Source organism: Paenibacillus sp. 01T443 (assembly GCF_056398325.1).
On the sequence record NZ_JBFTPE010000006.1, the window covers coordinates 168,890 to 188,603 of the forward strand.

At 46.8% G+C, this 19,714-nt stretch carries 18 protein-coding genes; 2 read left to right on the forward strand and 16 right to left on the reverse strand.

What is annotated here, in order from left to right; translation table 11 throughout:
• Window positions 1-204 precede the first annotated feature (204 nt).
• The 14 genes from AC1DLI_RS11590 to AC1DLI_RS11655 all read right to left on the reverse strand — a co-directional run bounded on the left by AC1DLI_RS11590 (window position 205) and on the right by AC1DLI_RS11655 (window position 13,518).
• Window positions 205-522 carry a tyrosine-type recombinase/integrase gene (locus tag AC1DLI_RS11590; RefSeq protein WP_477602646.1) on the reverse strand — a complete coding sequence of 106 codons (318 nt, stop codon included), beginning with the start codon at window positions 520-522 and terminating at the stop codon, window positions 205-207.
• Between the two features lie 123 nt (window positions 523-645).
• Complete coding sequence (groL, locus tag AC1DLI_RS11595; RefSeq protein ID WP_076269676.1) at window positions 646-2,280, reverse strand: chaperonin GroEL; 1,635 nt, start codon at window positions 2,278-2,280, stop codon at window positions 646-648.
• Window positions 2,281-2,358: 78 nt separating this feature from the next.
• Window positions 2,359-2,640 (reverse strand): co-chaperone GroES, encoded by a 282-nt coding sequence (gene groES / locus AC1DLI_RS11600; RefSeq protein WP_076338572.1) that lies wholly within the window; start codon window positions 2,638-2,640, stop codon window positions 2,359-2,361.
• Between the two features lie 433 nt (window positions 2,641-3,073).
• The gene (locus tag AC1DLI_RS11605; RefSeq protein ID WP_477602648.1) at window positions 3,074-4,297 is read right to left on the reverse strand and encodes a DUF2264 domain-containing protein; all 1,224 of its coding nucleotides are present in this window, start codon (window positions 4,295-4,297) and stop codon (window positions 3,074-3,076) included.
• Window positions 4,298-4,304: 7 nt separating this feature from the next.
• Window positions 4,305-5,435 carry a glycoside hydrolase family 88 protein gene (locus tag AC1DLI_RS11610; protein WP_477602650.1) on the reverse strand — a complete coding sequence of 377 codons (1,131 nt, stop codon included), beginning with the start codon at window positions 5,433-5,435 and terminating at the stop codon, window positions 4,305-4,307.
• Window positions 5,436-5,468: 33 nt separating this feature from the next.
• Window positions 5,469-7,298: a heparinase II/III family protein gene (locus AC1DLI_RS11615; RefSeq protein ID WP_477602652.1), complete on the reverse strand. Its 1,830-nt coding sequence runs from the start codon at window positions 7,296-7,298 to the stop codon at window positions 5,469-5,471.
• A 249-nt stretch (window positions 7,299-7,547) separates the two neighbouring features.
• Window positions 7,548-8,138, reverse strand: a complete 591-nt coding sequence (locus AC1DLI_RS11620; protein ID WP_477602654.1) for a TetR/AcrR family transcriptional regulator — start codon at window positions 8,136-8,138, stop codon at window positions 7,548-7,550.
• A 72-nt stretch (window positions 8,139-8,210) separates the two neighbouring features.
• Complete coding sequence (locus tag AC1DLI_RS11625) at window positions 8,211-9,377, reverse strand: YhgE/Pip domain-containing protein (protein WP_477602656.1); 1,167 nt, start codon at window positions 9,375-9,377, stop codon at window positions 8,211-8,213.
• A 233-nt stretch (window positions 9,378-9,610) separates the two neighbouring features.
• Window positions 9,611-10,432 (reverse strand): twin-arginine translocase subunit TatC, encoded by an 822-nt coding sequence (gene tatC / locus AC1DLI_RS11630; protein WP_477602658.1) that lies wholly within the window; start codon window positions 10,430-10,432, stop codon window positions 9,611-9,613.
• A gap of 61 nt (window positions 10,433-10,493) precedes the next feature.
• Complete coding sequence (locus AC1DLI_RS11635) at window positions 10,494-10,727, reverse strand: twin-arginine translocase TatA/TatE family subunit (RefSeq protein ID WP_477602660.1); 234 nt, start codon at window positions 10,725-10,727, stop codon at window positions 10,494-10,496.
• Between the two features lie 55 nt (window positions 10,728-10,782).
• Window positions 10,783-11,838, reverse strand: coding sequence for a molybdopterin-binding protein (locus tag AC1DLI_RS11640; RefSeq protein WP_477602662.1), 1,056 nt, complete (start codon window positions 11,836-11,838; stop codon window positions 10,783-10,785).
• Window positions 11,835-12,329, reverse strand: a complete 495-nt coding sequence (locus tag AC1DLI_RS11645) for a MogA/MoaB family molybdenum cofactor biosynthesis protein (RefSeq protein ID WP_477602664.1) — start codon at window positions 12,327-12,329, stop codon at window positions 11,835-11,837. The genes AC1DLI_RS11640 and AC1DLI_RS11645 overlap by 4 nt, the downstream gene beginning before the upstream one ends.
• 27 nt (window positions 12,330-12,356) lie before the next feature.
• Window positions 12,357-12,836: a cyclic pyranopterin monophosphate synthase MoaC gene (gene moaC / locus AC1DLI_RS11650; protein WP_477602666.1), complete on the reverse strand. Its 480-nt coding sequence runs from the start codon at window positions 12,834-12,836 to the stop codon at window positions 12,357-12,359.
• Between the two features lie 76 nt (window positions 12,837-12,912).
• Window positions 12,913-13,518, reverse strand: coding sequence for a 5-formyltetrahydrofolate cyclo-ligase (locus tag AC1DLI_RS11655; RefSeq protein WP_477602668.1), 606 nt, complete (start codon window positions 13,516-13,518; stop codon window positions 12,913-12,915).
• Window positions 13,519-13,670: 152 nt separating this feature from the next.
• Between AC1DLI_RS11655 and AC1DLI_RS11660 the strand changes: the two genes are divergently transcribed.
• Together AC1DLI_RS11660 and AC1DLI_RS11665 are read left to right on the forward strand one after the other, a co-directional pair.
• Window positions 13,671-15,605, forward strand: a complete 1,935-nt coding sequence (locus AC1DLI_RS11660; RefSeq protein ID WP_477602670.1) for an ABC-F family ATP-binding cassette domain-containing protein — start codon at window positions 13,671-13,673, stop codon at window positions 15,603-15,605.
• Window positions 15,606-15,640: 35 nt separating this feature from the next.
• The gene (locus AC1DLI_RS11665) at window positions 15,641-16,576 is read left to right on the forward strand and encodes a phosphotransferase family protein (protein ID WP_477602672.1); all 936 of its coding nucleotides are present in this window, start codon (window positions 15,641-15,643) and stop codon (window positions 16,574-16,576) included.
• A gap of 105 nt (window positions 16,577-16,681) precedes the next feature.
• On the opposite strand, the gene AC1DLI_RS11670 is transcribed toward AC1DLI_RS11665, so the two are convergent.
• Together AC1DLI_RS11670 and AC1DLI_RS11675 are read right to left on the reverse strand one after the other, a co-directional pair.
• Complete coding sequence (locus AC1DLI_RS11670; RefSeq protein ID WP_308999595.1) at window positions 16,682-17,332, reverse strand: response regulator; 651 nt, start codon at window positions 17,330-17,332, stop codon at window positions 16,682-16,684.
• Complete coding sequence (locus AC1DLI_RS11675; protein ID WP_477602675.1) at window positions 17,310-19,706, reverse strand: ATP-binding protein; 2,397 nt, start codon at window positions 19,704-19,706, stop codon at window positions 17,310-17,312. Before AC1DLI_RS11675 ends, AC1DLI_RS11670 begins: the two co-directional genes overlap by 23 nt.
• Between the last annotated feature and the right edge of the window lie 8 nt (window positions 19,707-19,714).

The following is a 19,714-nucleotide window of genomic DNA, read 5'->3' on the forward strand; positions in this document are numbered from 1 at the left end:
TCAATTGATACACCAACTTTCATTATCCCTTCCATCTTATCCCAATAATTATACGATAAAATGGGTAATATGTCTCAGGTTTCAACAAATCTCTCTGATTCTTTGACTCCGAAAAGCTTCATCCGTTGTAAAGTAATATGTTGTACTGTTAATAGACCAAGGCAAACCATATAATACCCAGCTTCAATTTTAGCAAACCACTTATTAATCTTCTTTTTGCATTTTAACTCGTTTAGCAGGATTCTTCGTTATAACTTCACATTCCACCATATAGTTCAAAAAGGCTCTGATTCGCATAAGTTTAGTATTGATTGAACCCGCCTTATTCCCCCGTTCCTGACATTCCATAAGATGTTGACGTACATGGTTATATGTTATGTCCTCCACACGTACTACCTCGTTCTGATTACAATACCCTACAAACTCTCCAAGCATCGTTTGATAATTCCTAATGTTCTTCTCTGTTGTGTTTTTGAAACGTCGGTCATCCAAAAAATCCTGAAAAGCAAATTTTAATAACATAAAAAAGACTACCTCCTGTTTTTAGGAAGTAGTCTATACTTTAAAAAATAGTTTTTAACGTGACCAGTTCTCAAACTGGGCTAAAATAGCCTAGACTATTTCACAAATGTAAGGGCTGAAACCCTACATCATGCCGCCCATACCGCCCATGCCGCCCATATCTGGCATGCCAGCGCCTGCACCCTTAGGTTCAGGTTTGTCAGCAACAACGGCTTCAGTTGTCAGGAACATAGCCGCAACGGAAGCTGCGTTTTGCAATGCGGAACGTGTTACTTTAGCAGGGTCAACGATACCTGCTTCGAACATGTTCACCCATGTGCCAGTAGCTGCATTGTAGCCTACGCCGATTTTTTCGTTTTTCAGACGCTCAACGATAACGGAGCCTTCTTGGCCTGCGTTAGCTGCGATTGTGCGAAGCGGCTCTTCAAGGGAACGAAGAACGATGTTCACGCCTGTTTGCTCGTCGCCTTCTGCTTTAACAGCAGCAACGGCATTGTATACGTTAATGAGGGCAGTACCGCCGCCCGATACGATACCTTCTTCAACCGCTGCACGAGTGGAGTTGAGGGCATCTTCGATGCGGAGCTTGCGCTCTTTCAATTCTGTTTCTGTAGCTGCGCCGACTTTGATTACAGCAACGCCGCCGGACAATTTTGCAAGACGCTCTTGAAGCTTCTCACGATCGAAGTCGGAAGTTGTTTCTTCCAGTTGAGCGCGGATTTGGTTCACGCGTGCAACGATGTCAGCGGAGTTGCCGCTGCCGTCAACGATGATTGTCGTTTCTTTTGTGATACGGATTTGACGAGCGGAACCTAGGGATTCAACGCCAGTCGATTTCAGCTCAAGGCCGAGTTCTTCAGTAATAACTTGGCCGCCAGTAAGAGCAGCGATATCTTGAAGCATTGCTTTACGACGGTCGCCGAAGCCTGGTGCTTTAACCGCTACGCAAGTGAATGTTCCACGAAGTTTGTTCACTACTAGTGTAGCTTGAGCTTCGCCTTCTACGTCTTCAGCAATGATCAGCAATTGTTTGCCGGATTGAACAACTTTCTCAAGAACCGGAAGGATCTCTTGAATGCTTGTGATTTTTTTGTCAGTGATTAGGATGTAAGGATTGTCTAGGACAGCTTCCATCTTATCTGTATCAGTGATCATGTATGGCGATACATAACCGCGGTCGAATTGCATACCTTCAACCACTTCAAGCTCTGTAACAAAGCCTTTCGACTCTTCTACAGTGATAACGCCGTCGTTGCCGACTTTTTCCATAGCTTCTGCGATTAGTTGGCCTACTTCATCGTCAGCAGACGAGATCGAAGCAACTTGTGCGATCGATTGTTTGCCTTCGATTGGTTTCGAGATAGCTTTCAGCTCTTCTACAGCAGCTTTAACAGCTTTCTCGATACCTTTGCGGATAACCATTGGGTTAGCGCCGGCAGTAACGTTTTTCAAGCCTTCGCGAATCATCGCTTGAGCAAGAACAGTAGCGGTAGTCGTACCGTCACCTGCAACGTCATTTGTTTTTGTTGCTACTTCTTTAACAAGCTGAGCGCCCATGTTTTCGAATGCATCCTCAAGCTCGATTTCTTTCGCAATGGACACACCGTCATTTGTGATAAGCGGGCTTCCGAATTTCTTCTCAAGTACAACGTTGCGGCCTTTTGGACCTAGTGTTACTTTAACCGCATTTGCAAGAGCGTCAACTCCGCGCAGCATTGCGCGACGAGCATCTTCGCTAAATTTAATTTCCTTAGCCATTAACGTAAAACCTCCCAAAATAGTTTAAGTAATCTTGTTTTATCGTATCTTGCCTTCTATGTGACCCATGTCGGGCTGCTATTCAAAAATCGCGTGAATTTCGCTTTCCTTCATAATCAAATACTCTTTGCCTTCGTATTTGATTTCAGTACCCGCATATTTGGAGAAAAGAACGCGATCGCCTTCTTTAACTTCCAAAGCAACACGAACGCCATCTTTCAGCGTACCGCTGCCAACTGCTACCACTTTGCCTTCTTGCGGCTTTTCTTTCGCCGAATCCGGCAATACGATACCGCTAGCGGTTGTTTCTTCTTTCGCGATTGCTTCGATCAATACGCGTTCACCCAAAGGTCTGATCATTGAAAATAGCCTCCTTCAAAATTTGTCGCTTCTTAGATTCTCGTTAGCACTCGTAACCTTCAAGTGCTAACAACTATTTTTATCATACTCATTTTCGTTATCAATTTCAAGTGCTTGGTTTTAATTTTCCGTTTATTTACACAGGGCAAGCTCGAATACTATTCTTTTGCGCCTGAAAGCTGTATTCTACGACTTTTTGGTAATACTAGTGCCGTCTGCTACTTACGACGCATGTTCGACAACCGAAGCGGATAAAATCGCCGCCATAATACAAAAAGCATGAAAAGACGACAATTTCCGCATGTTCTCCCCCGACTTTCTTCTATATAAATGGAAGCATCGAAGGAAGGTTTGAGCCCTTAGGCCGCAATCCCAATTCAAACAGGCAGACGATGGAATCATCCAGCATCTGCCTGTTTACAGTATCTATATTTCACTTCAATGCCGTGTCTATTCCAAAAGCTTGTCCGGACCACGCCTTTTTCGAGGTCCATGCTTCTTCTGCCCCGCTCCAAAATGGATGCTCGCTTGCCAGGCCTAAGGGCAAGAACACGGCCGCGCATAGATAGAGGCTGCCTGTTGAAATATAACGCTCGCCAATATCTCGCTGATGTCCGCAAAAACCGATCGTGAGCCAGCCCTCCGGCGTGAAATTTCCAGGTATTTCAAGCGTTCGGCGGATAGCTGCAGTCAAAGCTGAGCGTACCTGGGCCGGACTTATGTTTCTCGGCAAATCATCCAGCAGGGCACTCTGAGCTAAGCTCTGGAATGCGCCGAAGCGATAAGCAAGCGATCTTCCAATTGGCGGATAAGTGCCATCGGTCCCGATTAACCTCTCGAGTACCTCCGCGTAACGCCGTGCCCTGCCCGATACGGCGGCTTGCATGGCATCCCACTCTCCGTATTGGTCACCTGCTGCGGCAAGTACGTCGACCAGCATCGGCTGAATGACGAAGCTGTTGTAATAATCCCAGTGAAATTCGGGTCCGTCGCCATAAGAACCATCGCCCAAATACCACTGTTCATGCTGCTTCAAGGCATAGTCGATCCGCATCGGGTCCCAGTCGCTCTCACCAAGCTTAAGCAGAGCAGCTTCAGTGGTAGCCGCAAACAGCAGCCAATTAGAAAAAACAGGCTTCCTCGTCCGCGTTTGCTTCAGCGCCGCAACGACGTTCTTTTTCACTCGCTGCTCCAGCTTTTCTCCCAGCTCTACCGGCGCCCGCAGTATCGCAAGCGCCAAAAAGGCGGCATCGACAATCGGCTGAAAGCCATCACTGAAGTTCATGTAATCCGGCGAGTCCGGATCGGTCCCCGCATCTATGGCCTCACGAGCGAGTGCGGCATAACGGGCGCGAATCTCCTCTTCGGCTCCGCTAAGGTACCTATTCTCGAGCCATGGAGCCATACCGGATAAAAGCCGTCCAAGCGCTTCCAAATGTGTGTATTTCGCTCGGTCAGCTTGAAGCTCTGCCGCAGCTATCGCCCTTTCCTCTTCGGTTTCACCGGAAACCTCCGCGAATTCAATCGGCATGCTCTCTTTAAGGCGGCGCTCCGCGAGTGCCGTCAGGACAGGACCGCTAATGGCAAGCAGCTGGTCGAGCCAATATTGACGGTCAGAAAGCGGGCTGCTGATCTGTTGTCTGCTCATCATATCCATCTCCCTCCTACCAGAACGTTGCCGAATTTCCTCTTAGTCGCGCCAAACCTTCTACGAAGAAATAATCGCCGTAAATGAGCGGCACATCAATGTTTCTCCGCTCCGGATAATGGCTTGTGCCATGCAATATCAAGCCCTCTTCTGCTTCATTATCCCAAGCTCCGTAGTTCTCGTACATTGAGCGCAGGATTCGCTCCCCCGCTGCGTGATACAGCTCTGACTCTTCACTTGGAACCGCTCCCGCAATTTCAAGCAAGCCGCAAGCTGCACAAGCGCCTGCTGATGTATCGCGGTAACGCTCGACGCCGGAAGGCAGCCGGAAATCCCAATGAGGAACCGAATCCTCGGGTAAATTAGCTAGGAAGAAATGGGCAACCCGCTTGGCTGCTTCTAAATACCTAAGCTCTCCCGTATAACGGTAGCTTAGCGCCATGCCGTAAATAGCCCATGATGCCCCGCGCGACCAAGCCGAGTTCGGCGCATAGCCTTGTCCGCCGTTAACGCTTTCAAACTCGCCGGTTTGCGGGTGGAAGACGACAATATGGTTGACCGAGCCATCTGTACGGATAAAATGCTCCAACACCGTATCCGCGTGCTCCATCGCCAAGTGCTTAAACCTAGGATCGTTCGTCGTCTCGCTCGCCCAGTAGAGCAGCGGCAGGTTCATCATACAATCGATTATGGCCCAGCCCTCGTTGCGATCACCCTCGCCCCATGGATTCCATGCTCTTATATAATTTCCTTTTACATTGAAACGTCCGCTGAGCACACTCGCAGCCAGCAGCGCACGTTTGCGCGATTGCTCTTCACCTAGCAGCTTATAACGGGCTACGCTCGTAAGCGACCACATAAAGCCGATATCATGATCCAACCGATCAAATCCGGTCAGCACCTCATCCAATTGCTGCTCGCATGCTTCGGCAATGTCTTTGTAGTGTTCATCCTTCGATTCCGAGTCGCGGTACAACAACCAAAGCAGGCCCGGCCAAAAGCCGGCTGTCCACCAATGCGGCGCTTCGAGCACATATGCACCATCCACGCTGGCATGAGGAAATCTTGCGCCGATTCGATTGCTCGTTCTCGTTACCTTCTCATGCACCTTTCCCCATGCTTCATTTGTCCAATTGCTCTTCTCCATGTCCATTCCCTCTCCCCGCATCAATTAATTAAGTTAAGATTCAAATTGAAAAATAAATGACGCTGTCAAAGGCATGCCCGCAGACGCCGAAGCCTCAAAATCAAGCGTATACCAAAAGCGCTCGTTTCCGAAATGATCCAGATCACTTCTTGCCGTCACCATCGGTCGCCATACTAGATGATCATATGTAATGCTAAGTTGGCGTTTTCCGGATAGTATGATATGTCCTTCCGTCACCAGCTCAGGAGCAAGAAACGTAATGAAGCGCTCCGTCACATGCTGCTCCGCCGCCTCACTGCTGTCCGCAAACAAAAGCAAGTCGGTCAGCTTTAAGCGCGGCAGCCTTTCTTTTTCCCAGCGAAAATGACGTTCCAAACGCTCGAGCTGGGATTGCCCGTAAGCTCCGCTGATCGCAAGCATCAATTGATCAGCCTTTTCATCTGTAGACGCTTCCAAAACCGTTGCCCGGAATGAGGTGCCATTTTGCTGATGAAGTCCATTAATAACGGGTACCGAGTGTCCTTGTGAGCCGTTACACCAAATGGAATAACGCTCCGGGCCAAAATATTGCGCTGTATACATCCCGCTGCCCAAATCCGCCAAATAGGCTTGTCCATCCGCATGAAGGATAAAGTGGCCTACATCATTATGGTTATGCGGCTCCTCATTATGCCCGCCCTTTGCCGCGAAGCTATAGCTGCCGCCATTTTCGCTTACATGCCTGGATAACAGCCACTGAACATCGGACAAATAATACGACTCAGCAGGCCACACCGTTTTGTCAGCCGATGCTTGCATCCATTCATCCTTCACCCATATCAGGTTGCGAAGCGCAGGCGCCCAGCGACCGCAGTGATCGGCTGAATACTTTGCTCTCAGGCATCCATCCGGCACGATCACCTCATTATACTCGTTATGAAGACAGCAGCTAAGCCCCATAAAAATACCGCTTTCGTTAGTCGAGTCGGAGAAATTAACGATTGTGCCGCCTCCGGTGAAGCACTTTTGCTGAAACAGCGCGATTTCCTTCACCTTGCGTGAAGCAAATAAGTCGATGCGGCCGTCGGTCGCCACTTGTAACAGCTTAGCAAAATAAACGTAATAGCCGAAACCGTACTGCCAGTACAAATATCCTTCCGCGCAAGCGCCGTCTTCGCCAAACCCGCTTAAGTAACAATCGAGTGATTGGAGTACCCGCTCCAGAAGCTCGGACAGCCGTCCCGTATCCTCGATGAGATGGAGGGCCGCAGCACCAATCGAACCTGCGCATACTGCAGACCAATTGTGCTCAGCTGTCTCCCAGCCGTAAGGACCTTGTTCCAAAAAAGGACGAAACAGCCGCTGCTCGATTTCTCCTTCGATTCGTTTGCGCAGCAAAGCAGGCAATCGGTCACCCAAGAGGAGCAGCACCTCGCTAAGCGTAAAGCCCGTCTCCGCAGCAAACAAATCAATATCCGGTTTCTCTGCATCTTCATTAAAATGAGCCGGCAAACACCATGTATACTCATTGCAAATAGACCAAATCATATTAAGAGCCGCTGATTCATAGTCCTGTCGGTCCGGCTCAATCAAAGCCATAATAACAAACGCATTCAACCTTTTACGCCTTTCAAAATAAACCCGCTCATAAGCTAGTCGCTCTCCCGAATCGCCATAGATACGAAAGAGAGCATAGGTAAGCTCAGGATCGGGCATCTGCACAAACCGGTCGGCCTCCGCCTTGATCTCGTCAAGGAGTGACCGATTCGCTTCAGAAGCAAGCAAACTTGCTGCCAATCCTTCAACCGCGCTGTCCAAAGTGAGCAGAGCCAGACCGCGCTTTCTGCTGTGCTCCAAAATATCCTTTAACAGCTTGCTTTTCATAATTTATTACGCTCCCATTCTATCCGCGCATTGCTGGTTTCTGTATACGACGGGCATTTCTCCCGAAAATGTTTTGACCCCTATGCCTCATATTCCATATTCTTTCTTCAATCATTACCACCCTTCGTGGACAATTTAGCTATACTATATTATTTTTCTATTGCACTTCATAGTGAAAAATTAGTACTTTTATGAATTAAAAATACCGCACAACGATTTCTCGCGTACGGTATTATGGATGGCTCCCTGCTATTGTTCTTTGAAATGTACGCCGCCCAAAATGAACGCTGTCAAATCTTCGATCATATTTTCCAGCAATGGATGCTCTTCTTCGAGCAATATGGTCCAATACTCGGTATGTCGATGAAAGAGCAGCGTGCCTACAACGGACATCAAGGTCGTATCGAGCGAGCGAAAATGAAATACGCCTTGCTCCTCGCCCTCTTTAAGCCAGTGACGAAGCAGTTTCCACATGGGCATGACATGCTTGCGAATTTTTTTAATACGATCCGTGTTCATTATAATTTCCTGCTGAATAATATTAATGAGCTGAGGGTCGTTGTATCGATATCTCGTTACCTCGCGAATAACAAGCTTCACGCCCTCTATAGGGCTTAGCGATGGGTCTACCCTTGCAATTTGATCATTGGGGAAAAAATGCTCGAACAACGCGCCGAACATATTTTCTTTCCCGCCAAAATGATACGACACGAGCGCGACGTTAGCTCCTGCCTCCTCGCATATTTGCCGAACGGTCGTTTTCTCGAAGCCGTGCTGGGCAAACAGCTTTTTGGCTGCTAACAATATTCTGATTTTGATATCCGCATCTCCTGTTATCATGACGGTCCTCCATAGAAGCAATTTCTTATATTTTGAACCATTCGCGACCAAACAGCAAGATCGAGTTTGGTTTTATCGGTTATGACTGGCAATGACTGCGGCAGGCTGCTGCTGGCGCACGGCCTGCCGTTTTACAGCTACAGCCAGTGCGCTAACTGCAATAGCGGCAATCGCGATGATGCTCAGGGTCAGCGCGTCAGCCGTTGCAGCTGGACCGCCGAACAAAATGTTCATCGAGCCTTCTACCGCATACGTAGCCGGAAGAATATCTCCTAACTTCACGTAAAAATCCGATAATAATTCACGAGGCACGATCGCGCCGGAGGTAACAAGCTGTGCTGACAATAACATAATGTTAAACAGCATTCCGCTCATGCCAAACAAATAAATAAACATTTGTGATACGAATATAAATGTCAGTACGAACAGCAGCTGGAATAACCAAATATGAAGGAAGCCCTGGGTCATTTGTCCGCCAAACGCTGCGAGCAGAGAAGAGCCTACCAAAGATACGACTACGCCTGCCGCTGCATTAAGAATGCTTCTTGCTGCAAAACGTTTCCATCTGCTTACTGTCGCACTTATTGCCATGGCAGATTGCTCAAAATTCATTCCCATGATCATGGCCCCAACATAAGAAGCCAGCACCAGCATCATGGGAACCATTTGATTGTTCATGCCTTGAATAACATTAGTTGACTGGATTTCCGAAGTGACGCGCTCTGACAGTCCCTGTGCGGCTGCTCCGGCTTGCTCCGCTGGAAGCTTCATATTGCCGAGGACCGTTTGAATGCCGCCGGTTACCGCTTGCTTATTCACTTCTGCCGTTATTTGCGCAGCCGCGCCGCTCATAATGCTTTTAATTAGCGCAGGATTGGATTCGTTGATGAAATATTGAATGGATGCCGTACCGTCTGCAGCTGCGGCATTCTGAGAGAAGTCCGCCGGTATCCAGACGATCATTTGAAGCTCGCGTTCGTCGAGCTGCTGTTTAGCCTCGTCAATGTTATTGATTTGATTCATGCTAAAGGGCAAATTTTGAACAAGGCCGCTTGCAATCTGCGCTCCCATTTGCTGGTCTTCATTGACAACCGCGATATGCAGCTTGTCGATTCGATCCGTGACGCCGTTATAGCCTGTCATCCATATGACAGAGAAAATAACCTGGAACATGATCGCTGTAATAATACCAACCCAAGTGGTTGGACGTTTCATAAAAGCCTGCAATGCATTTTTCATATTGAACCACTCCCGTTTTCTCTTTTTAAACACTTGTTTAAAACAACTGTTTAAATCTTATGCTGAATATTATATTTTGTCAACCAGCATAAACGGCTGTCACCGTGCTCTGCGGCAAAAACAATCGTTTCACGGTGATACGGTAATATATAAGCAGATTTATTAGCGAAAGCATATTCCTATAATCGTTTATAAAACAAAAAAGGAAGAAGAGGATTTCCCTCTTCTTCCCGTTAAGCGTTATTCCATGACTCTCCGTATTCCGCTTCCCATTTCGCATCCGCTGCCAATTGTTTTTTATGGACAGTACCCGATAGAAACACGCTGACTTCGTATAAAATAATTAAGGGAATGGCCACTAAGATATCCGATATGAAATCTGGCGGCGTAATCATTACCCCGATAAGTACCATAACGAAGTATGCCAGCCTGCGCATTTTGCGAAGCCTTTTTGGATTCACCAATCGAATCGCCGTCAAAAACATGATGACAAGCGGCAGCTCGAAAAGAAGTGATATCGGAATAAGCAAATTAAACATAAACGTGAAGTATTGCGCGATACCATAGGTTTCCTCGAGATTTAAATGCTGCGAGACCGTCCTTGTGAAGTTGAACGCGAGCGGAAACACGACATAATACGAAAACGCCAGGCCAATTAAAAACATAATTAGCGCGAATGGCACATATTTAAGCGTGGATCGCTGCTCGTTTTTGCGCAGGGCCGGCTTTACGAATGCCCAGAGCTGATAAGCAATCATAGGAAGCGCAATAATCAAGGCGATAACAAAAGCGAATTTCATATACATGCCGATACCGTCCCAAAGCGAAAACGTATGTAATGAAATCGTATTTGCCGGCTTCTGGCTCATTAGAAAATTATAAGTAGGCTGTGCCAGTATTATTCCGACTACTAAGCCTATCGTCAGTATAATGAGCACATAGACTATGCGCTTGCGCAGTTCTCCAAGATGCTCTAGAAGCGGCATGAGCCCTTCTTGTTGAAGAAGCGCTTTACGCGATGTCTGCTCCGTTTTATTATTTGCATCCGATCCCACCCGTACTACCTCCTTCGCCAAGCATTAACAGCCTTTTTGTTCAAGAAAAAAGCGGGCCCGATTAGTCCGGAAGCCGCTTATTGTCTTTATCATTATTTTCCGAACGACTCACTTCAACGCGGCTCGAATYCTTGTCCTTACGGTCCTCGTCATCCATCATCTCTCTCGCTCCGGATTTGAATTCACGCAGCGTCCGTCCAAAAGCACGTCCAAGCTCTGGCAGCTTATTCGGTCCAAACAGAAGCAAAGCAACCAGAACGAGCAGTATAATACCCGTTGCACCTATTCCTGACATGTTGTATACCTCCTTAAAGCTTTACGCAGTAAGCTTACTTCGTAAGCAGCAAAAACTAACAGTTGTTTAAACCGCCGTATCCCATACTGACAATATCTTCCCGTACTATGGTATCGCCCGCTAAAACCCGCGGCAGAAGCACGTCGAAGGATGTATAAGGATCATACATGACGCATCCCGGCAGTCCCATAATCGGCACGCCATTGATATAACCGATAAGCAGCATTGAACCTGGAAGCATTGGCGTACCATAGCTTACGATATCCGCTCCTGCGGCTTTAATTGCGCCTGGCGTGCGATCATCGGGGTCAACCGACATTCCGCCTGTTACTAGTATCATATCATACCGTTGTTCGAGCAAATAGTGTATTTCCTTGACAATTGTTTGTCGATCGTCGGGAGAAAAACGCTGCTCTGCAACCTCTGAACCAAGTTCCTCCAGCTTGCCTCTAACGGCCGGGCCAAATTTATCCTCTATTCTGCCATTAAATACTTCTCCGCCAGTCGTTAGCAACCCTACGCGAAATTTACGAAAAGGGCGGACACGCAGCGGAGCTGCGCCGCCATTTGCCTTGCGATATTCCGCAGCAAGCCTCTCTACCGTCTCCACCTTCGATTTCGGTACGACAAGCGGAATCGCTCTCGTTGCGGCAAGCGGCTGTCCTGGCTTAACGACCGACTTCGACTTGATTGTAGCCAGCGCTATTTCGCCCAGCTCATTAATGGCATCAACCATTCCCTTATCAACCTCAGCAAGGCCAAGCAGCTTCGATTTGATGCTTACTTTTCCCTCATGAGGCTCCGACAGCATGAGCTGATCCCCATATAATGCTTCGGCCATACGAATGGCCGCATCATCCTCATGAAGCTCACTTTCGCCCAGCTCCATAATATATATATGCTCTTTGCCGATATCAAGAAGGTTAGGAATATCCGCTTCTGTCACGATATGCCCTCTTTTGAATAAACGGCCTTTAAATTGTCCGGGAATAATACGTGTCAAATCATGAGCCAAGCGCAATCCGATTGCATCATATACCGACACCTCTTTAAGAATGGTCGATCCATGCTGCTGGACTTCGTCCTCTGAATGCTGCCTTTTCTGACTCATACGCTATGATCCCCCAGTTGTCCGGATAAAATGTTCAGTGCATGCGGCAATTGATCCATGATGGCCATTAAACTCTCATGTACCCCTTTAGGACTGCCTGGCAGGTTGATAATGAGCGAGCTGCCTCTTATTCCGCATACGCCTCTTGAGAGCATCGCTCTTCTTGTCTTTTGGAGAGCTCCCATTCGCATAGCCTCTGCCAGACCCGGGACCGCACGATCAATGACCTTTAGCGTTGCTTCAGGTGTAACATCACGGAGCGCAAGACCCGTCCCGCCTGTCGTAAGTACTAGATCAGCGTGGAAATACTCCGTCATTTCGATAAGAGCTGCCATAATTTCATCCTGCTCATCCGGAACGATGCGATAATCGATGATTTCGCCGCCCAGCTCTTCCTCCACCAGCTCACGAATAACCTGAGCACTCGTATCTTCGCGTTCTCCGCGTGAGCCTTTATCGCTTGCCGTTAAAATTGCTACCTTCCACCGCATTTACCATTCCTCCCATCCCTTGTTCGCTCATGGGTTTGACGAAATCTGATAATCGCCGCTTTTACCGCCCGTTTTGGAAACGAGCTGAGTAGGCCCGATGATCATATCCTTTTGCAGCGCCTTGCACATGTCGTATACCGTTAACGCTGCGGCTGAGACGGCTGTCAGAGCTTCCATTTCAACGCCGGTTTTCCCGGTCGTCTTCACTGTTCCTTCGATGTAAAGCTCATCCGTCCCATTATCGCTGAATACCACATTTATGCCTGTGAGAGGAAGTGGGTGGCACATTGGAATCCAATCTGATGTTTTTTTGGCGGCCATGACTGCTGCCACTTGGGCAACTGCAAGCACATCGCCTTTACCGATTTTACCCGCCTTGATTTGCGTTAACGTTTCTTGGTTCATTGTTACCTTGGTTTGAGCGACTGCCGTACGTGAAGTGACTTCCTTATCGGAGATGTCCACCATCCTTGCTCGACCTTGCTCGTTAAAATGTGTCAACTCCACCTCTATCGCTCCTTCTAACGTAATCGAAAACTTTGCCTTCTAACGCCTCAAGCACGTATCGCGTTCATACCTCTCGTTAAAGCAAGTAGATGCCGCGCTCAGTAATCAAGCCATCCATTTTCAAGTCATGCTGCTCATGCGGAATCTCTGCTGTAAGCTGATCCTCAAACGACATTCCGATCCATAACGTATTCACTGCCTGACCGTTTTTTCCTTGGTAGGCTTCCGCAAAACGGTCATAATAACCGCCGCCGTAGCCAAGACGGCCACCATGCTCATTAAAAGCGATACCTGGAACAAAAATAACGGAAGGAGCATAATCATCCAGTCTTGGCGTTTTATCGGGATTCGGTTCCATGATGCCATAAGCACCAGGCATCAGGTCGTCCCAACTCCGCAAATAATGCAGCGTCATTGACCGGTCTGTAGCTAAGCATCGCGGTGCAAGGACATCCCGTCCTTTGCGCCAGCCCCATTCAATGAGTTGTGATAAATCAAGCTCGCTTCGGAAAGCTACGTAAACCATAAATGCATCGGCATTTCGGCTCTCGAGTAATTCTTCCGCTTTCGCACAAGCAGCTTCTGACCATAATTTCCGCTGCTCCGAAGACAAGCTGTTGCGTTTAATCGTCATTTGATTACGTATGTAAGCTTTATCGCCCAGTTGATTTGGTTCAACCAAAACACTCACCTATTCTAGTCCCAATCATTTTCTTTCATTAAAAGTAGTTTACCACTGTTATGCAACTTTCGCCAATGCCAGCGCTCGTTTATGGTACACTATTAAGTAGTAAAAGCATTCGTTCTTTACAATTTTTTGTTGGAGGTTTCAAAATGCTGCTGCAGGTTTCTAACATTACAAAAAGCTACGGCGTAAATGTCGTATTATCCAATATTTCTATGCAGGTGCAGGAGCGGGAACGTATCGGTCTCGTTGGCGTTAACGGTGCCGGGAAATCAACGCTGCTCAAAATAATCGCAGGTGAAATGTCCGCGGATTCAGGTGCCGTTCACAAAGCAAAAGAAACAAAAATCGGATATCTCGCCCAGAACAGCGGCCTGCAATCCAATCGGACCATTGAAGCAGAAATGCGTGCCGTATTCTCACATCTAATTGAAGCGGAGCAGGAGCTTCGCGACCTTGAGGTCAAAATTGCAGACCCGGCTCTTCATGAGGACGAGAAACGTTATGCGGATACGCTTGATCGTTACGCCAAGCGCTCGGATTGGTACCGGGAACAGGGCGGATTCGAAATCAATACCCGCATTAACAGCGTCCTTCACGGGATGGGCTTCGGAAGTTTCCCTTCCGACACGTTAATCTCGACACTTAGCGGAGGCCAGAAGACGCGCCTGGCACTTGCCCGCATCCTGCTTCAAGCTCCTGATTTGCTGATGCTGGACGAGCCTACCAACTATCTCGATATTGAGACATTAACCTGGCTAGAGTCTTATTTGCGCGGATATTCGGGTGCCATCCTGGTCGTTTCTCATGACCGTTACTTTCTCGATGCGCTCGCCCAAACCATTATTGAAATTGAGCGGCACACTGCGAAGCGTTATACCGGCAATTACAGCCGCTATATGGAGCTTAAAGCCGCGGAATATGAAATCAATATGCGGCAATTTGAGAAGCAGCAGGATGAAATTTCGCGTATGGAACAATTCGTCCAACGCAATATCGTTCGCGCTTCGACAACCAAGCGTGCACAAAGCAGACGCAAAGCACTCGACAAAATGGACCGTCTGGACAAGCCTCAAGGCGATTTGAAGAAAGCGCATTTCACCTTCGAAATCGAACGTCCGACAGGAAAAGACGTACTCGCAGTTAATGATGTTTCCGTCACTTTCGCCAAGAAAGATACGCCGATTTTTCGGAATGTGTCCTTCCAGCTTACCCGCGGCGAGACCGTTGCCTTAATCGGTCCTAACGGTATTGGAAAATCGACGCTGCTTAAGGTTATTGTCGGTCAAAACGAGCCTACTACAGGTACCGTCAGATTCGGAACCCATGTAAAGGTCGGTTATTACGATCAAGAACAGACTAGACTTAACGGTCAAAATACCGTCCTTGAAGAAGTATGGGGCCAATACTCCCATATGGAAGAAGCTCGTATACGCACTGTTCTCGGTAACTTCTTATTCAGCGGCGAAGATGTACTGAAGCGGGTCTCTTCGCTTAGCGGCGGTGAGAAGGCTCGCGTTTCTTTGGCCAAGCTTATGCTGGCTCAGGCGAATGTGTTGATTTTGGATGAGCCTACCAACCATCTCGATCTCTTCAGCAAGGAAGTACTTGAAGCAGCCTTGCTTGATTATGAAGGAACCTTGCTCTTCATTTCACATGACCGGTACTTCCTAAACAAGATGGCTGAACGAATTGTCGAACTCAAACCGTCAGGAACCGATCATTTCCTAGGAAATTATGACGAAATGATAGAGAAAAAAAATGAAATCGAGGAAGCAAGGCTCGAAGCGCTGTCAAAACAAGCTTCCGGCTCGAAATCTGCCAGTGTAACCGACAATATACCGACGAATTCGTATGAGGCCGACAAACAAGCCAAAAGGGAAGAACGGACTAGACAGCGCAAACTTGAGCAATTGGAACAAGATATCGCATCATTAGAGCAGCAAGTTACCGAATTAGAGGAACAGCTGGCTGATCCCGGCATTTTTAATGATTATATCCGCATCCAAGAAATTCAAGCAGCCATCGAATCGCGCAAAGCCTCTTTAGCTGCCGCTTATGAGGAATGGGAGCAGTACATGTAAGAAGAGCTGATTAATTTGGGAAAGGACGGTAAAATATGACTGTCATTTCAAATCAAATACTTCCAGATCGCCTTCTCAAGTGGGTGGCTGCAGCAATTCACCCGCTTGCTTCCGTTCAATCTATTGCTCGCCTGCATGGCGGAATGTCCTCCATCGTTCACAGTATTACCCTTGATGTTCAAGGCGTCGAATCAAAAGTCGTTTTACGTCAATTCGACAATGCTGAATGGCTTCGCCAAGAGCCTGATTTGGCGCTTCATGAAGCAGAAAACCTCCGATGGGCAGCAAAGACGGGCGTGCCAACTCCGCAAATCCTAGCTTTTGACGAAACAGGTATGGATTGCGGAATACCTGCTGTTCTAATGACTCAGCTTGAGGGTACTGTAGACCTGCAGCCTCCGGATATGGATTTGTGGATAGATGGCTTGGCGAAAACGCTCGCTCAAATCCATACGACTGAGACGAAGGATTATCCTTGGAGCTACTTTACCTACAATGATGTTCCTACCTTGGAAGCTCCCTGTTGGTCTAGCTTTAAGGGGGATTGGAGCAAAGTGATTGCCCTAGTAAAAGGACCTCGCCCCCATGCGAAACCATGCTTTATACACCGTGATTATCATCCTACTAATGTATTATGGCAGCATAACCAAATAAGCGGCGTTGTCGATTGGGTGAATGCGTGCCAAGGGCCTGCTGGAATTGACATCGGCCATTGTCGATTAAATTTAGCTCAGCTTTATGGCATTAATACTGCGGATGCTTTTCTGAACGCTTATGAGAAGCATGCAGGTTCACGCTTTCAATATGAGCCCTACTGGGATCTCTTGTCTTTAATCGATGTCCTTTTTGGGCCGCCATCCGTGTATCCGGGCTGGCCTGCATTTGGAGTAACCGGGTTAACTGATGCTATGATGATCGAACGACTTGATGCCTACATGCATAGCTTATTGGATAAAGCTTCGGGCCATTAACAATAGCCCGCATACGAAACGGCAGATTAAGGCCAAAGCCCTAATCTGCCGTTTACTATTAATCCCTTTAATACTTAGCTGGATAAAGAAACGAATGCATGCATTCTAATATTGCTCTAAACTTATTAAGCCTAATCGCTGTGCCTCTTTGATCGCTTCGGAACGAGAGCGCACATTAAGCTTATCGAAAATTCGCGAAAGCTGATATTCCACATTTCTTTGGCTTACGTGAAGCATGGCTGCCAGCTCTTTGTTGCTAATACCGGTAGCCACCTCATGTAAGATCGTTTGTTCCTTCTCGTTGATGGATACATCCTCAATCGTTACTTCCGTGCGACCTATGGTCACTTCATGCCGCCTCAGCTGCTTTAGCAGGGTAATAGGGATCACCGTTTCCCCTCTCATAGCGCATCTTATTGCATTATGGAGCTGTTCTCTTGATACGGTCTTGGATATAAAGCCGGATACACCCGATTCGATAAGCAAATTAAAATGCGAACCGATTTCGTAGCCGGAGTATATAATAACCTTGCGTTCGGGATCCTGTTGTATTAGTCGCTTCGTCAATTCCAATCCGCTAATGCCAGGCATATTTAAATCACATAATATGAGATCAAAATGCTCAATTTGCACGATATCCAGCGCTTCGATTGCAGATAAAACAACCGATACCGACATTTCGCTATCTTGCTCGATCATTGTTTTCGTTCCTTCCCCAACGGAAGGATGATCATCAACTAATAAGATACGAATCACGCGATATACCCCTCTCCGATCTACCGGTTGTCATAATCTCTGGCAATAATATAACAACCTCCAGGCCGTTACCGCTTTGAGAATAAAACGATATATCTCCTTCAAGTCCTGTCACCCGCTCTTTAATTCCTGACAAGCCCATGTGCTCAAAAGAAACAATCATTTGATTGACATCCATACCGACACCATCATCTTGGTATCGGAAATATATAGTTCCTTTTCGCAGCTCAAGCTCAAGGATAACTAGTTTAGCTTGCGAGTGTTTATCCGCATTGCGCAGCAACTCCTGCACAATACGATAAATCGCCGTTATTTGCTCTTCATTAAGCGGGCGGTTAAACGATTTGGCACGGAAATCGACCGCGAAGTTTACACGCATTTGAGTATGCTCAATAATGGATTCCACAGCCTCAACTACCCCCATCTCTTTCAAGAGAGGCGGACGCAGCTCATTGCAGGTTTCTCGTATTTGATGGATGACATCGAGAAGCCCTTCTTTTATATCCTCAAGCTCACGGCCTAGACTATTCGATATCGGATAGTCCATCATAATGGCTTCCAGCTTCCTGTACCAAAGCAGTTGGTCCTGAAGCGCTGAGTCATGCAAATCCGCAGCAAGCTTTCTTCTCTCGTTCTCAGACAAGCAGAATAGAAGGCGAAGAACCCAAGGCGAGGTTGAATGTTCCTTGCGTACCTCTGATTCCAAATCCTCGATTAATCCTTCGATTAAATATAAGTTTTCGAAAACAATACTGGAGTAGTTCGACATCGTCTTCAGCCATCGAAGCTCGTCCGAGTTGAAGCGGGTGTGATTGGTCTTCATCCCAATCCACAGAATATGATACCTTGAACGCTGTCTACCGATTACAAGCCCAAGCCCATAAGGAAGCTCTATCAGTTCGCCTACCTGCAAGGAATTTACCGTTCCTAACAAAAATTCCGCTGTAATAAGCTCCTCCGGGTGCTCGCCCATCGGATATACGGTATTCTCTGCTTGCTCCACTAGCAAAAAGGTAATTCGATTGACTGGCAAAAGATCAGAAATCTCTTGTTTTAGAACGGCTTCCAAATCGCTTTGCTTCATAACCCTGGCAATCTTACGCGAAAAACGATCCAAACTATCCTGATAGCTGTACATTGCCTTAAAAAGCTTTGGCCTGAATCGCTGATCAATCTGTTCCTTCGCATATAAAAACAACGTCATTCCGATGTAGATGACAAAAAACACGCCAAACCATGCGGTCCATGACGGATTGTTCTCTCCTAGTAGTACAAACGCCACAAGTGCAGCTACAATAACAGCTGGAATGAAAGCAAGCGCCGTATAGTATTTAAATCTAGTCAATATAAAATCAATATCGAATAATTGATTTGAGGTTGAGAGATAGAAATAAACGATTGGCAGAACGAATAAGAAAAGCGCAGTAAAAGCTGCCGGTAATATTTGGCTTTCCCCAAATATTTGCGGGAGCAAATTGAGTGTTGCGAATGGAGTAAATGCTACCAGATGCGAAATCAAAGTAATGGTAAACAAGGAATGTAATTTCGTATTCCGGTGTTTGATAAACTTACGAATAAGCTTATAAACGCATAGTAAATTGCCTAAAAGCACAATGCCGCTAAAGGCCATCTCGATATAGCTATAAAATTGAATAGGAAACAAATCCGTCCAAATATAGAGCAGGCTTGCGACGCCTACTACTCCTGCAACACCAAACAGTGTCTGCAATAGCTTCCTGCTAATAAACTGAACATCAAATCTTTGTAAATAAATATTCATAAAGCCCATGAATAACAAAGATATAACAGGCAATAAGAGATATATTATAGTAATTCCTACAGGATCGCTGCGATAGGACGCAGCTGAGCTATAATAGCTGATTCCAATTGAAATAAAAAATAGAATAAGCATAATAACGGCCTTGTCATTCCTGCGCTTTACATACAGAAAACCTGAGAAGGCACAAAAAATAACAAGTGATATACCTGGGATGTACAACTGAATCAATAGTTCCCAGAGTGAATGATCACCTGTCCAGCCTTTTGGAAAAGCTATCGCTTGCTGAACATTGTCTTTATGTAAGATAAGAACATTATCGGCGTACTCGATTGAGTTATATTTCTCCACGTTGCGGAATTCCTTTACGGGTTTTCCGTTTACCTCGAGTATTTGGTCGCCTACCTGAATTCCTTTTACCTCTGCCTGTCCCGCCGGTTCTATTGATTTCACGATATAACGATCACTAGAATCCTTAATCAGTACCGCACCTATCGATGGTACCCGGACTATAACTGAAGTCAGATACAATAACGATGATAAAAATACTGCAAGGAAGAGGATTACAATAATGCGATTCAATAGTGTAGGTTTCATGTTGTCCT

Coding starts and splice junctions, on each gene's coding strand:
- AC1DLI_RS11610 (WP_477602650.1), bottom strand. CDS start 5,435: ATGGAGAAGAGCAATTGGACAAATGAAGCATGGGGAAAGGTGCATGAG.
- AC1DLI_RS11605 (WP_477602648.1), bottom strand. CDS start 4,297: ATGGATATGATGAGCAGACAACAGATCAGCAGCCCGCTTTCTGACCGT.
- AC1DLI_RS11660 (WP_477602670.1), top strand. CDS start 13,671: ATGCTGCTGCAGGTTTCTAACATTACAAAAAGCTACGGCGTAAATGTC.
- groES (WP_076338572.1), bottom strand. CDS start 2,640: ATGATCAGACCTTTGGGTGAACGCGTATTGATCGAAGCAATCGCGAAA.
- groL (WP_076269676.1), bottom strand. CDS start 2,280: ATGGCTAAGGAAATTAAATTTAGCGAAGATGCTCGTCGCGCAATGCTG.
- AC1DLI_RS11645 (WP_477602664.1), bottom strand. CDS start 12,329: ATGCGGTGGAAGGTAGCAATTTTAACGGCAAGCGATAAAGGCTCACGC.
- AC1DLI_RS11620 (WP_477602654.1), bottom strand. CDS start 8,138: ATGATAACAGGAGATGCGGATATCAAAATCAGAATATTGTTAGCAGCC.
- AC1DLI_RS11675 (WP_477602675.1), bottom strand. CDS start 19,706: ATGAAACCTACACTATTGAATCGCATTATTGTAATCCTCTTCCTTGCA.
- AC1DLI_RS11665 (WP_477602672.1), top strand. CDS start 15,641: ATGACTGTCATTTCAAATCAAATACTTCCAGATCGCCTTCTCAAGTGG.
- AC1DLI_RS11640 (WP_477602662.1), bottom strand. CDS start 11,838: ATGAGTCAGAAAAGGCAGCATTCAGAGGACGAAGTCCAGCAGCATGGA.
- AC1DLI_RS11615 (WP_477602652.1), bottom strand. CDS start 7,298: ATGAAAAGCAAGCTGTTAAAGGATATTTTGGAGCACAGCAGAAAGCGC.
- AC1DLI_RS11590 (WP_477602646.1), bottom strand. CDS start 522: ATGTTATTAAAATTTGCTTTTCAGGATTTTTTGGATGACCGACGTTTC.
- AC1DLI_RS11625 (WP_477602656.1), bottom strand. CDS start 9,377: ATGAAAAATGCATTGCAGGCTTTTATGAAACGTCCAACCACTTGGGTT.